Origin of the sequence: Methyloterricola oryzae (assembly GCF_000934725.1) — a bacterium.
GTDB classification, from domain to species: Bacteria; Pseudomonadota; Gammaproteobacteria; order Methylococcales; family Methylococcaceae; genus Methyloterricola; species Methyloterricola oryzae.
This window is the reverse complement of record NZ_JYNS01000010.1, coordinates 38,487-50,919: the sequence shown is the minus strand read 5'-3', so window position 1 is coordinate 50,919 and position 12,433 is coordinate 38,487. Positions and strand designations below refer to the sequence as shown.

The window sequence follows — 12,433 nt, the reverse complement described above, 5'->3', positions numbered from 1 at the left end:
CATGGGCGGCGAAGTGCTGGAGGTCGGGTGCCTCAGGAACCGGGGCAACTTCGTCCCGCTGCCCTACCGCCGGGTCAGCTACCAGCCCTACGCCGGGGCCATGACCGCCGCCGCGGTCGAACAGCATCTGCTGAGCCGCGAGGTGTACCGGCGCACCGATGCGGTCATCCTCCACAATTCCGCCGGGGAACTGGCGGTGGCGGCGGTGCAGCGCGCGCCGTGCGATGGCTTGTTCACCCGCCTCGAAGCGGTGGAGGTGCTGGCCTTGCCCGAGGACTGCGTGTTCTGCGTGTCGCCTCAAACCGATCCGGCAAACCCCTCGGCCCTGGCGAAACTGGCCAGGAATCAGGGCGTGGGCCGCGAGCAGACCCTCGTGGTGCAGGGCGCTTTCGATCATATCAACTTCATCCACCGCCCCGATCCGTGCATCGTGCGGGTGGTGGAGGTCACTCCGCCCGCGCCGCCCAAGCTCTATGCCATGGCAGAGCATGTGCTGAGCTACGCGCCGCTCCCGCCCATCTGCCTGGAACTGGAAGCCATCGACCTGCGCGCCCTCAGCGCGGGCGTCGCGGCGGAGTCGTTTCTGGTGCCATGCCGCTCGGGCGGGCTGGACGATCTGGGCGCTCCCGTGCATTTCCTCGACGAGCGCCCTCCAAAACGCGAGCCCTGGACCCTGATCGGCTGCGAGCGCAGCCTTCAGTTCCACCGGCACTACTATGGTGATGAGCCGCCCCGTATCGAGATGTGTCCGCGCCGGCTCGCGGTCGGCGCAGATCGTCCCACCCTGCTCAAGTGCTGCCTGCTGGAGTTCGATATCGAGCGGGACGGCCACACCGTGATCGTGCCCTGGGGCGCGGACCTGGCCATGGTGGAACAGGCGCTCAGGCTGCTGGCGGGGGACGTCGCTCATGCCTGAACTGGCCTGGGACAGCATCGTCGGCTCGCTCATCGGCGACCGCGTGCAAAAGCCCCGCGCCTGCGGCATTACCATGGTGATCGACACAGGCGTCGGACTGCGCCAACTGGAGGACGTGCTGGAGCTCGCCGGCCACTGCATCGATCACTGGAAATTCGGCTTCGGCACCTCGGTGTTTCATACCCGCAAGCTGCTGGCGGCCAAGCTGGCCTTGCTGGCGGAGCACAGTGTGCTGAGCTTGCCCGGCGGTACCCTGCTGGAAGTGGCCCTGGTGGAGCATCATTGCCGCGTCTACATGCGGCACGCGCGGGAGCTGGGCTTTGCCGGCGTGGAGATTTCCGACGGCACCATTCCCCTGCCGGCTTTCCGCCGCCGCAATCTGATTCGCTGCGCCCGCGAAGCGGGCTTGGTGCCCATCACCGAGGTGGGCAAGAAGGACCCGCGCCAGCAGCCCAGCGCCGACGAACTGGCCGAGCAGGCGTTGGAGGACCTGGCGGCGGGCGCGGAATGGGTGGTGGTGGAAAGCCGCGAGTCGGGCAAGGCCGTGGGCATCTACGACCAGCACGGGCAAGTGATCGACGAGGCGGTGGCCATCATCCGCGCCCGGATGGGCGAGGCGGTCGGCCGCCTCATCTGGGAGGCGCCCCTGAAGGACCAGCAGGCCTATCTGGTGCAGCACTTCGGCACCAATGTCGGCCTGGGTAACATCCAACCCGATCAGGTGCTGGCGGTGGAGGCCCTGCGCAACCGGCTGCGCTTCGACACCATGCGCTGGGTCACCGGCGAACTGGTCCGCTCCGGCGCCTGGGATCCCCTGGCGGTGGAGCCGCCGCTGGGGGAGTGGCCCTTGATCAAGAAATCGTCGTGACCGGGATGCCGCGCGTGCCGAAAGGTTCAGGAGTGGAAAATTCGATGGGACACACGGACGGACAGGTGTTGGAAATCGGAGCGAGGCTGCGCGAGGGCCCTTCGCCCCGGTTGGTCCAGGCCGCCTTCCGCAAGGAACTGGAGGCGCAGCTGGACCTGTTCGAAGCCATGAGCCAGGCGGACCTGGCCCATACCCTGATGCTGGCGGATTCGGGCCTCATCCCGCCGACGCCGGGCCGGGAACTGCTGGCGGCCTTGCTGGATCTGCATGAGGGGCCTGCTGATTTTTCGCCGGTCCCGGACCTGGGCGATTTGTACACCAACCGCGAGGCCTGGCTTGCCAGGCGCACGCCATCCGTAGGCTGGCTGGGCGCCGGCCGGGCGCGGCGGGATGCGACGACCACCGCCTTTCTCATGCGCGTGCGGGAGCGGCTGCTCGACCTGGGCGGCGCCCTGGTCGAGGCAGGCAGCGCGCTGGTGGAACGTGCGCGGCACTTTCAAGGGTCGCCGATGTCGGATTACACCTACTGGCAGTCTGCCCAGCCCACCAGCTTCGGCCATTACCTGCTGGGCTTCGTCCATCCGCTGCTGCGCGATCTGGACCGTTTGCGGGCGCTTTATGGCCGCGTCAATCTCTGTCCCGCGGGCTGCGGCAGCAGCAACGGCTCGCGGCTGTTCCAGGACCGGCAGCAACTGGCGGATTGGCTCGGCTTCGAGGGTCTTGTGGCCCACGCCCGCGACGCCATGTGGGAGGCGGACCTGCCCATCGAGTCCCTGTCCCTGGCCGCAACCGCCATGGTCAACCTCAACCGGCTGGCCGAGGACCTGCAGGTCTTCGCGACTTCGGAATTCGCCTTGGTGGAGCTGGATGATAGCCATGCCCGGGCCAGCAAGATCATGCCCCAGAAAAAGAATCCCTTCGCCCTGACGCATGTGCGCGGTCTGGCCAACGGCCTGATCGGCGAACTGGCCGGAGCTGTCGCCGCCGGGCGCACCGCCTCCGGCCAGCCGGACAACCGGCTGATGCTGTATGGCGCGGTGCCGAAGGCCCTGGGCGATGCCGCCGATGCCGCGTCGCTCATGGCCGAGGTGCTGCAACGCCTGGTGTTTCGCGAAGAACATGCCGCGCGCGGACTGGAGCAGGGCTTTGCCCTCGCCACCGATCTGGCGGAAGTATTGGTCGGGGAGTGCGGACTCGATTTCCGCGAAGCTCACCGATTGGTGGGCTCGCTGGTGCGCGAACACCTGGCGGTCGGCAACTTCGATGGCCTGACCGCCGGCGCCATCGCCGAGGCCGCCGAAGATCTGTTGCAGCGGCGCATCGAGTTGAGCGAGGCCGGCCTCCGGGATGCCTTGAATGTGCGAAGTGCGCTGGAGGCCCGTTCCCAACCCGGCGGTGCCGCCGCCGGACCCATGGCGGACATGCTGGCAGACTGCGAGCAGCGCCTTAGGGAAGCAGCGGCGTGGCAGGGCGCGCGCCGGCAGCAGCTTTTGGGCGCTGGCGCGCGTCTGCTGGAACGGGCGCGGGCCTTCGCGGCAGGAGATTCGGGGCCGTGACCGTAGGCATCGTCGATCATGGCATTTTCGCGGACGCCTGGTCCATCCCGGAACTGCGGGCCCTGTTCGACGACCGCGCGCAGATCGCCGGCTGGATCGAGGTGATGGCGGTACTGGCGGAAACCGAGGCGGAGTTCGGGCTGATTCCCGAGGCGGCCGCCGAGGCGCTGTCAGCCGCCTGCCGGGGCGTGGCGCCGGACGAGGCCTTACTGCAGGAAGTGCGCGAGGATTTTCAGCGCAGCAATCACTCGCTGCTGGGGCTCATCCGCGCCTTGCAGCGGCGCTGCCCCGGCGACAGCGGGGAATGGCTGTGCTATGGCGCGACGGTGCAGGACATCACCGACTCGCACACGGCCCGCGTGCTGTTGCGCACCGCCGAAATCCTGCGCGCGCAACTGCGGGCAATCGCGGAAGCCCTCGCCGGCCTGGCCCGCCTTCACCGGAATACCCCTCTGTGCGGCCGCACCCACGGGCAGCCGGGTCTGCCCATTACCTTTGGGTTCAAGGCCGCCGGCTGGCTGGACGAGATTCTGCGGCATCAGGCCCGCCTGGAGCGGGTCATCCCGGTCTTGGGCACGGCGCAGCTGGCGGGCGGTGTCGGCAGTCTGTCGTCCTTCGGGGATGAAGCCATCGCCTTGCAGGCGCGGTTCTGTCAGCGCCTGGGGCTGATGCCGCCCGCAATCTCCTGGACCGCCAGCCGCGATCGCCTGGCGGATTGGCTTAACCTACTGGCCCTGATGACCGCCACCGCCGACCGCATCGGCCACGAAGTGTACAACCTGCAGCGGCCGGAGATCGGCGAGCTGTCGGAAGGCTTCGTTGCGGGGACGGTGGGCAGCATCACCATGCCGCAGAAGCGCAATCCGGAAATCTCCGAACACCTGGGCACCCTGGCGCGCAGCGTGCGCCATCAGGCGGCCTTCATGCTGGAGAGCCTGGTGCATGATCACGAGCGCGATGGGCGTTCCTGGAAAGGGGAGTGGGCCATCCTGCCTCCAGCTTGCCTCGCAACCGGCAAGGCGCTGCATCTGCTGCGGCACCTGCTCGAGGGCCTGAATGTGTGTGAGGAGCGCATGCTACACAACCTCGCCGCCACCCGCGGCTTCGTCTATGCGGAACGGGTCATGCTGGCGCTGGCCCCGCACCTGGGCAAGCAGAGCGCGCATGCCCTGGTGTACCGGGTGGCCATGGCGGCGACGGAGCGCGGCGAGGGCCTGCTGGAGGCGCTGCTTGCCGAGCCGGAGGTGCGCGAGCCTCTCGGCGCGGAGCGGCTGCGGCGGCTTTTCGATCCGGCCGACAGTACGGGGCGTTGCGCGGAGATGGTGGACCGCGTGCTGGCGGCCATGACGGTGGAGGCACCGCAGTGACCGGCCATTCGACCCCGGACACCGACGCTGCTTTGGCGGCCTTGGATCGCTTACCGCGCGCCCGCCTGGCGGAATTTCCGACACCCTTAAGGCCTTGGCGACGCCTGGGCGCGGAACTCGGCCTCGCGGAACTGTGGTGCAAGCGCGACGACCTGATCGATTTCGGACTGGGTGGCAATAAGCTGCGGGGCCTGGAGTTCCTGCTGGCAGACGCGCAGGCGCAAGGCGCCGATACCCTGGTGACAGGCGCGGGCCCGCAGTCCAACCATGTCCGGGCGACGGCTGCGGTGGCGGCCCATGCCGGGCTGCGCTGCCTGACGGTTTTTTGGGGCGAGTCGCCCGCTGAATTCGATGGCAATTACCGGCTCACCCGGCTGCTGGGCGTGCAGCCCTGCTTTACCGGCGATGAAGACCGTGCCTCGGTGGATGCCGGCATCGAGCATGCCTGCGCCCATGTACGCAGGCGCGGAGAAATTCCCTATGCCATTCCCCGGGGCGGCGCCTGTGCACTGGGCGCCTTGGGTCATGTCCTGGCGGCGAAGGAACTGGACGCGCAATGCCGCGCCCTGGGCATCGCGCCGGATGCGGTGGTCATGGCGACCGGCTCCGGCGGCACTCACGCCGGCTGGTTGTTGGGCAGCCGCCTGCTGGGGGCGGGCTGGCGGGTGGAGAGCTTTACCGTCAGCCGCGAAGTCGAGGCGGCCCGCCTGCAGGTGGCGAGGTTGGCTAGCGAGGCCGCTGGCCTGCTCGGCCTGTCCTTGCAGTTCTCGCCCGACGAAGCCCTGGTGCATGGCGGCTTCATAGGTCCCGGCTACGGTGTCCCCAGCCCGGAGGCGGCGGCAGCCATCCAGCGGGTAGCGCGCAGCGAGGGCGTCCTGCTGGATCCGGTCTACACCGGTAAGGCCATGGCGGGCCTGCTGCACCACCGCAAACGCGGGATGCTGGACGGCGACTGCATCGTATTCCTCCACACCGGCGGAGAGCCGGCCTTCTTCGCCGGCGATGGAAGCTGGCTGCTGCCCTTATGAGCGTCGAAGCCAAAACCGATCACGCCTTCGATTATGTCATCGTTGGCGCAGGTTCCGCCGGCTGCGTGCTGGCCGGGCGGCTGACGGAAGACCCGCGCTGCCGTGTCCTGCTGCTGGAAGCCGGTGGCGAGGCGGACTCGGACCTGATCCGCACGCCGGCTCTTTATGCCCAGTTGCAGGACAGCCCCTGGGATTGGGGTGACCGCACGGCGCCGCAGCCGCACCTCCTGGGACGGCGCATCTTCATGCCCCAGGGACGCGGACTGGGCGGCTCCAGCGCCATCAACTACATGATCTACATCCGCGGCAACCGGGCCGATTACGACGGCTGGGAAGCGGCAGGCAACCGCGGCTGGGGCTACGAGTCGGTGCTGCCCTATTTCCTCAGGGCGGAATGCAACCGCGACCTCGCCGATGCCTATCACGGCCGGGAAGGGCCCCTGGTGGTGAGCAGCCATGCTTCCGGTAATCCTCTGGTCGAGCGCTATTTCGCCGCCGCCCGGGAAGCGGGTATCGCCTACAATCCTGATTTCAATGGGTCTGAACAGATGGGCGTGGGTCCGTTGCAGGCCACCATCGCCACCGGCCGCCGCTGCAGTGCCGCCGACGCCTATCTGGAGCCCGCTCGGGCGCGGCCCAATCTGACGGTCTTCACCCATGCGTTGGCGACACGGGTACTGTTCCGGGGCTCGCGGGCGCGGGGGGTGGAATACGTGCGCCTGGGTGTCAGCGAACGGGCGGAGGCGGGCTGCGAGGTGCTGCTGTGTGCCGGATCCTTGCGCTCGCCGCAGTTGCTCATGCTCTCCGGGATCGGCCCGGCGGCGCAACTGGAGCGCCACGGCCTCCGGGTTCGCGTGAACCTGCGCGGTGTCGGCCGCAACCTCCAGGATCATCTGCATACCCGGGTGCGCTGCGCTATCCGCAGTCCGCTGACATTTCCCCCGCTGCCACAGGAGGCCAAGGCGGCGCTGCGTCATGGTTATGAGCAGGAAGGTACGGGGCCATTCGCCTCGAATTGCCTGGAAGCCGGGGCTTTCCTCCCCAGCCGGCCGGGTGAGGCGGTGCCCGGCCTGCAGCACTTTTTCCTGACCCTGCTGTCGCCCGACTATCCGGAGGCAGGCCCGCCCCTACGTCATGGCATCACGCTCACGTCCTACATCAACCGCCCGCAGAGCCGTGGTGAGATCCGCCTGGCGTCGGCAAATCCCCTGGACCGCCCCATCGTAGACCCGAATTACCTGCAGACGGCGGACGATCTGCGCTGTGCGGTGGCCGGGGTGCGTTGGAACCTGAAGATACTGAACGCCAGTGCATTCGACGACATCCGCGGCGAGGAGGTCGCGCCGGGTGCCGGACAGCGCAGCGACGCGGAACTGGAAGCCTTCGTGCGGCGCAGCGCCTCGACTACCTGGCATCCGGCGGGCACCTGCAGGATGGGCCAGGATGAAGCGGCGGTGGTCGACGCCGAGCTCAAGGTGCATGGCGTGGACGGACTGCGAGTCGTGGATGCCTCGATCATGCCCACCATCGTCAGCGGTAACACCAGCGCGCCCGTCATCATGATCGCGGAAAAAGCGGCGGACCTGCTTCGGCAATCGTCTTCACGCCCTGCCGCTGTCTGACCGTCCCCGCATCCTGAGACCCTGGTGTATCATCCGAAGATTGCGGGGCTGCGCGCTTGACCGCTCGTCCAGGCCCAGATTGAACCGAACACACGAAGCAATATGACATTTTTTGATTTTACCCTCGCCGCCACGGCGGCGGCCCTGGTCTGGTTCTGGTTCGACAGCCTCGCCGCGCGGGAAGCGGGCGTGGCGGCGGCACGCAAGGCCTGCCAGTCGGAGGGGCTGCAACTGCTGGATGAAACCATCGCGTTGGAGCGGGTGCGGTTCGGCCGCAACGAGCGCGGCACTTTGATGCTGAACCGCGTCTACGCCTTCGAATACAGCGATACCGGCAACAACCGCCTGCGCGGATCGGTTCACCTTTTGGGCTCGCGGGTGACGCTGCTCGATATCGGGAGCCTGCTGCTGACGGAATGAGGCCGCGTCCGGACGTCACTCCCCCATCTGCAACAGCAGCCCACGCTGGCGCGCCACATGGAAGGCGAGCCGATAGAGCAAGAGGCCAAGGGCAATATAAGCCAGGTTCAGGAACAGGGCGGCGTGGAAGTGCTCCCTGGGGAAGGCGTGGTCGCGCATGACGGCGCGCATGCCCTCGAACACGTGGCTGGAGGGCAGGAACCAGGCCACGGACTGCGCCCAGTCCGGCAGGACGGCCACCGGGTAGTAGATCCCGCTGAGTGGCGCGAAGGCGAAGATGATGGCCCAGGCCAGGCCTTCCACCCCCAGCCCGTACCGCATCACCAGGGCCACGATCATCAGGCCGATGGCCCAGCCCATGACCAGGAGGTTGGCGAAGAAGGCCAGCAAGGCCAGTCCCATGTCAAAGATGGAATAGTGGTAGAGGACGATCGCCAGGCCGGCGGCGACGCCGACGCCAATCAGGGTGCGCAGCAAGCTCACCGCCAGCAGCGACCACGCCAGTTCCAGGGGACGCAGCGGGCTGACGAACAGGTTGCCCAGGTTGCGCGAGTACATTTCCTCAAAAAAGACGATGGAAACGCCGAGTTGGGCGCGAAACAGCACGTCCCACAGTAGCACGGCGGCGATCAGCAGGCCGGAGGCCTGCGCCACCCAGGCGCTCTGCTCGGCGAGAAAGCGGTTGATGAGGCCCCACAGGATCATCTGCACCGTGGGCCAGTAGGCTAGTTCGAACAGGCGCGGCCAGGAAGCGCGCATCAGATACAGATAGCGCACCACCATAGCCAGGATTCGGTTCAGGCTGGCGCACATATTGGCTAAACCGCTTCGCCCCGGGCTATGGCGATGAAGACCTGCTCCAGGTTCTCGCGGCCATAGCGGGCGGTCAGCTCGGCGGGCGGGCCCTGGTCGACGATGCGGCCCTGCTTAAGCATCAGCACCGTCTGGCACAGGCGTTCCACTTCCTGCATGTTGTGAGACGCCAGCAGCAAGGTGGCGCCGGTGCGGCGGCGATAGTCGTCCAGGTAGGACCGGATGCGGTCCGCGGAAGCGGGGTCCAGGGAGGCGGTGGGCTCGTCCATGAGCAGGAGTTCCGGCTCATTGAGGATGGCCTTGGCCAGGGAGACGCGGGTGCGCTGGCCCGCGGACAGGGACCCGTAACTGCGCTTCAGCAGTTGCGTGATCCCGAAGGTTTCCGCCAGTTCCCCGATCCGCTCCCGGCGCCTGCGGATACCGTACAAGCGGGCGTAGACATCCAGATTCTGGCCGACGCTCAGGCGATGGGGCAAGTCCACATAGGGCGAGGTGAAATTCATGCGGGGCAGGGCGGAATAGCGCTGCTTCAGCATGTCGACGCCCAGCACGCGCACCTCGCCCGAGGTGGGCAACAGCAGACCTAGCAGGATCGACAGGGTGGTGGTCTTGCCCGCGCCATTGCCGCCGAGCAGGGCGACGGCGGCGCCGCGCGGCACCTCGAAGGACACGTGGTCCAGCGCCAGGGCCGCGTCATAGCGCTTGCAAAGGTCTCGCACCGCCACGGCGGGAGCGCTCATCGCGGCTGCTCCGGAGCCCTGGCAGTTTTCTAGGAGGCGGGGGCCTTGGGCGGCAGGAGCTCCGACACCAGGCTGACATAGGGGCCGAACTGGGCCGGAGCCGGGAATCTCCAGGCTCTGCCGGCAATCTTGGATAGAAGATTGGTGAGCCACAGACGGTTGGAGCGCGCCTGGTCGATGACTAGCGTGCAACTGCCGTTTTCGTTGATGAGAGAAAAATCCTCCACCCACACCTGTATGGTTTCCGATTCACCCAGTAACTGAACCTCCACGTAAAGCTTGCGCGCTTCCAGGTCGAAATGGAAAAACTTCAGTTCGGCGATTTCCTTGAGGATGAAGTTGGAAACCCGCTTGATGAGCCATTCCGGGGTCAGGTTGATGGCAATCCGGATCAGTCGCGCCTTGAAGGTCATGGTGTGCTCTTGGGGAGTTGGGCAGGCTGATAGGATACCGAAAGCCGCGGCTTAATGCAGTCGAGCCGGCGTCCTGTCCGCTGTCAGAGGTGATGGCGCGCGAGGATTTCGGCGATCACGGCATCGCAGGGTAGATTGCCGTCGACCGTGATGCCGGCCTCATCGGGCAAGAGGGGTTCCAGCGCCAGGAACTGGCTTTCCAGCAAGCCGGGTCCGAAGAAATGCCCGCTGCGACTGGCTAGCCGGTGCCGCAGGGTTTCGCGGTCCACGGTGAGCAACACGGTGAACAGGTCCCCGCCAGCGGCGCGCAGAAGATCCCGATGGGTGCGCTTCAAGGCCGAACAGGCCAGCACGACGGCCTCACTCGCATCGCCTGAGCTTCGCAACGCGCCGGCGATCGCGCCGATCCAGGGCGCGCGGTCGGCATCGGAAAGAGGCGAACCTCGCCGCATCTTTTCCACATTGCCTGGGGGATGAAAATCGTCGCCCTCCAGAAAGCGCCAGCCCAGCCGCTCCGCCAGCCGCTTGCCCAGGGTGGACTTGCCGCTGCCGGCGACGCCGCCGATGACGATGACCTTGCTTATCAGACTGCACTCCGTGACCGGTTCCAGCTTGCTAGAATACGCCCCTTGTGCCAAGGCCGGACCCTGATTGTCGTATGCGAGGGGCACCGGGACCGGGCATGCCTGCTTGCCAGCCGATCCATCCGACCGAATCAAGGCGCGCCGACCCTACCATGAGCCCTAAAGCCTGCTCCGCACCCTTCGCCGACCTGTCGCCGGACCGGATTCTGGAGGCGCTGGAAAGCGCCGGTTTCCCTTGCGACGGCCGCTTGATGGCCCTGAACAGCTACGAAAACCGCGTTTATCAGGTCGGCATGGATGACGGCCCCATGCGTGTGGCCAAGTTCTACCGTCCAGGGCGCTGGAGCAATCAGGCGATCCTTGAGGAACATGGCTTCATGCGGGAACTGTCGGAAGCCGAGTTGCCTGTGGTGCCGCCTCTGGCCGACGCGAACGGGGCCACTTTGCACGAGCATGGCGGATTCCGCTTCGCGGTTTTTCCCCGGCAGGGCGGCTATGCGCCGGAGTTCGATCACGCCGACACCCTCAGGCGCATGGGTTCGCTCATCGGCCGCCTGCATGCCTTGGGCGCCCTCAGGCCTTACCGGGAGCGGCCGGCGCTGGATATTCACAGCTTCGGCGAGGAACCGCGTGAGTACCTGATGAGCCAGGATCTGATTCCGGCGGATTTGCGCGACGCCTATCGCGATGTGTCCGCGCTCGCCCTCGACCGGGTCCGCCGCTGTTTCGAACGCGCTGGGGAGGTGTTTTCACTGCGCCTGCACGGCGACTGCTACGCGGGCAATGTGCTGTGGACCGACACAGGCCCCTATCTGGTGGATTTCGACGATTCCCGCATGGGGCCCGCCATGCAGGATCTGTGGATGCTGCTGTCGGGAAGTCCGGTGGAAATGGGCGTCCAGATCAACCATCTGCTGGCCGGGTATGAGACCTTCTTCGAGTTCGACCGGCGTGAATTGCATCTGGTCGAAGCCTTGCGCACGCTCCGGCTGATTCATTACAGCGCCTGGATCGCGCGGCGCTGGGATGATCCGGCGTTTCCGGCCGGATTCCCCTGGTTCGCCTCGCCGCGCTATTGGCAGGACCGTATCCTGGAACTGCGCGAGCAGATAGCCGCCATGGATGAACCCTTGCTGGGGTACCTGTGAGCCGGGGCGAGCGCCGCCGCGAAGTTCGATGACCGGCCGGCAGGATTCGCTGACCGCAGATCTGACGCTTCATTACTTCCATTTGAAGGCGTTGAGGAGCGTGAAGCGCTTGTCCTGGCGCGCCGCCACAGAGCGGTCCGGCCGCGGAGAGGAGGCGGCGGCCTCATAGTCCGACATCAGGGCTTCAAAGGTCATGGGCTGGTTGAGCTTGAGCTCGATGACATAGTCCAGGAACTTGACGATGCCGGTTCCCACCATGCGGGTGACATTCTCCATCAGTTGACCGCTTTGCTGGGCGTGGTGGACGTACAACTGTTGGGGATTGGCCTGTTTGAATGCCTTGATGTCGTGGATAACATGCAGCACGAACACCATCTCCTCGAAGATCCGCTCGAAGTTGTTGGCGATGGCCCATTCCATGAAGCGGTAGAACACCGGGTAGGCCTCCACGTATTCCAGTGCGACAGACTCCATGGCTTCCGGCGAGCGGTAGTGGATCGTCGCCGCGGACTGGCGCATGGCCCGAAGCTGACCGAGATCCGCGGCTCGTATCATGCTCATGGTGATATGAGGCTGATCGAGGGCCGCGAAATTGCTTAGGTACAGGTCGCGAAGTTCGGAGCGAAATATGACGCTCTTTATGAACATCAGCTCGCGCGCCCGTTTTTCGCGCTCCTTGCGCGCCACGTAAGCATCCACGAGGATCGCGCCGGCAATCACTTCAAGCGGAACGGTAGCGAGGCTGAGGAAGAACGCGTAGCCGGTGATCTGCTCCAAGTACAAACAGAGACCGCTGACTGCGAGCAAGGTGATTACGAACCAGTGACGGCTGCGCGATGGGGATTTGGCGAGCGGGATTTCTGTTCTTGAGTTCATAGGGTGGGGCAAAAAGTGACTGGAGCGATCATTTCCCTTCGCGCGTTGGTGTTTGCAATGAGTATTCGATTTTAGGCCTCTC

Annotated in this window: 13 protein-coding genes; 8 read left to right on the top strand and 5 right to left on the bottom strand. The window is 66.1% G+C overall.

What is annotated here, in order from left to right; genetic code table 11:
- Position 1: 1 nt before the first annotated feature.
- From EK23_RS13840 to EK23_RS13810, 7 genes are all read left to right on the top strand, one after another.
- Positions 2 to 916: an XcbA family protein gene (locus tag EK23_RS13840; RefSeq protein WP_045225979.1), complete on the top strand. Its 915-nt coding sequence runs from the start codon at positions 2 to 4 to the stop codon at positions 914 to 916.
- Complete coding sequence (comA, locus tag EK23_RS13835; RefSeq protein WP_045225978.1) at positions 909 to 1,784, top strand: phosphosulfolactate synthase; 876 nt, start codon at positions 909 to 911, stop codon at positions 1,782 to 1,784. Before EK23_RS13840 ends, comA begins: the two co-directional genes overlap by 8 nt.
- A gap of 44 nt (positions 1,785 to 1,828) precedes the next feature.
- On the top strand, positions 1,829 to 3,340 hold the full coding sequence (gene xcbC / locus EK23_RS13830) for a 2-phosphosulfolactate phosphatase XcbC (RefSeq protein WP_052808176.1): 1,512 nt from the start codon (positions 1,829 to 1,831) through the stop codon (positions 3,338 to 3,340).
- Entirely contained in the window at positions 3,337 to 4,707 is a 1,371-nt protein-coding gene (gene xcbD / locus EK23_RS13825; protein ID WP_045225977.1) for a 3-sulfopropionylcysteine synthase XcbD, read from the top strand. The genes xcbC and xcbD overlap by 4 nt, the downstream gene beginning before the upstream one ends.
- A complete protein-coding gene (gene xcbE, locus EK23_RS13820; protein WP_200892161.1) occupies positions 4,704 to 5,735 on the top strand; it encodes a coenzyme M biosynthesis enzyme XcbE in 1,032 nt (343 codons plus the stop codon). Before xcbD ends, xcbE begins: the two co-directional genes overlap by 4 nt.
- Positions 5,732 to 7,357 (top strand): GMC family oxidoreductase, encoded by a 1,626-nt coding sequence (locus EK23_RS13815; protein WP_045225976.1) that lies wholly within the window; start codon positions 5,732 to 5,734, stop codon positions 7,355 to 7,357. The genes xcbE and EK23_RS13815 overlap by 4 nt, the downstream gene beginning before the upstream one ends.
- Positions 7,358 to 7,459: 102 nt before the next feature.
- Positions 7,460 to 7,777, top strand: coding sequence for a DUF3301 domain-containing protein (locus EK23_RS13810; RefSeq protein ID WP_045225975.1), 318 nt, complete (start codon positions 7,460 to 7,462; stop codon positions 7,775 to 7,777).
- A gap of 15 nt (positions 7,778 to 7,792) precedes the next feature.
- Here EK23_RS13810 and EK23_RS13805 read toward each other — a convergent pair whose 3' ends face one another.
- From EK23_RS13805 to EK23_RS13790, 4 genes are all read right to left on the bottom strand, one after another.
- Positions 7,793 to 8,590, bottom strand: coding sequence for an ABC transporter permease (locus EK23_RS13805; RefSeq protein ID WP_045225974.1), 798 nt, complete (start codon positions 8,588 to 8,590; stop codon positions 7,793 to 7,795).
- A 5-nt stretch (positions 8,591 to 8,595) separates the two neighbouring features.
- A complete protein-coding gene (locus EK23_RS13800) occupies positions 8,596 to 9,330 on the bottom strand; it encodes an ABC transporter ATP-binding protein (RefSeq protein ID WP_045225973.1) in 735 nt (244 codons plus the stop codon).
- A gap of 29 nt (positions 9,331 to 9,359) precedes the next feature.
- On the bottom strand, positions 9,360 to 9,743 hold the full coding sequence (locus tag EK23_RS13795; RefSeq protein ID WP_045225972.1) for a hypothetical protein: 384 nt from the start codon (positions 9,741 to 9,743) through the stop codon (positions 9,360 to 9,362).
- 83 nt (positions 9,744 to 9,826) lie between these two features.
- Positions 9,827 to 10,414: a gluconokinase gene (locus EK23_RS13790; protein ID WP_235282067.1), complete on the bottom strand. Its 588-nt coding sequence runs from the start codon at positions 10,412 to 10,414 to the stop codon at positions 9,827 to 9,829.
- A 65-nt stretch (positions 10,415 to 10,479) separates the two neighbouring features.
- Between EK23_RS13790 and EK23_RS13785 the strand changes: the two genes are divergently transcribed.
- Entirely contained in the window at positions 10,480 to 11,475 is a 996-nt protein-coding gene (locus EK23_RS13785; RefSeq protein ID WP_045225971.1) for a serine/threonine protein kinase, read from the top strand.
- A 72-nt stretch (positions 11,476 to 11,547) separates the two neighbouring features.
- On the opposite strand, the gene EK23_RS13780 is transcribed toward EK23_RS13785, so the two are convergent.
- Positions 11,548 to 12,351 carry a hypothetical protein gene (locus EK23_RS13780; RefSeq protein ID WP_145998663.1) on the bottom strand — a complete coding sequence of 268 codons (804 nt, stop codon included), beginning with the start codon at positions 12,349 to 12,351 and terminating at the stop codon, positions 11,548 to 11,550.
- Positions 12,352 to 12,433 lie beyond the last annotated feature (82 nt).

Coding starts and splice junctions, on each gene's coding strand:
- EK23_RS13810 (WP_045225975.1), top strand. CDS start 7,460: ATGACATTTTTTGATTTTACCCTCGCCGCCACGGCGGCGGCCCTGGTC.
- EK23_RS13785 (WP_045225971.1), top strand. CDS start 10,480: ATGAGCCCTAAAGCCTGCTCCGCACCCTTCGCCGACCTGTCGCCGGAC.
- xcbC (WP_052808176.1), top strand. CDS start 1,829: ATGGGACACACGGACGGACAGGTGTTGGAAATCGGAGCGAGGCTGCGC.
- EK23_RS13815 (WP_045225976.1), top strand. CDS start 5,732: ATGAGCGTCGAAGCCAAAACCGATCACGCCTTCGATTATGTCATCGTT.
- EK23_RS13805 (WP_045225974.1), bottom strand. CDS start 8,590: ATGTGCGCCAGCCTGAACCGAATCCTGGCTATGGTGGTGCGCTATCTG.
- EK23_RS13800 (WP_045225973.1), bottom strand. CDS start 9,330: ATGAGCGCTCCCGCCGTGGCGGTGCGAGACCTTTGCAAGCGCTATGAC.
- EK23_RS13840 (WP_045225979.1), top strand. CDS start 2: ATGGGCGGCGAAGTGCTGGAGGTCGGGTGCCTCAGGAACCGGGGCAAC.
- comA (WP_045225978.1), top strand. CDS start 909: ATGCCTGAACTGGCCTGGGACAGCATCGTCGGCTCGCTCATCGGCGAC.
- EK23_RS13795 (WP_045225972.1), bottom strand. CDS start 9,743: ATGACCTTCAAGGCGCGACTGATCCGGATTGCCATCAACCTGACCCCG.
- EK23_RS13780 (WP_145998663.1), bottom strand. CDS start 12,351: ATGAACTCAAGAACAGAAATCCCGCTCGCCAAATCCCCATCGCGCAGC.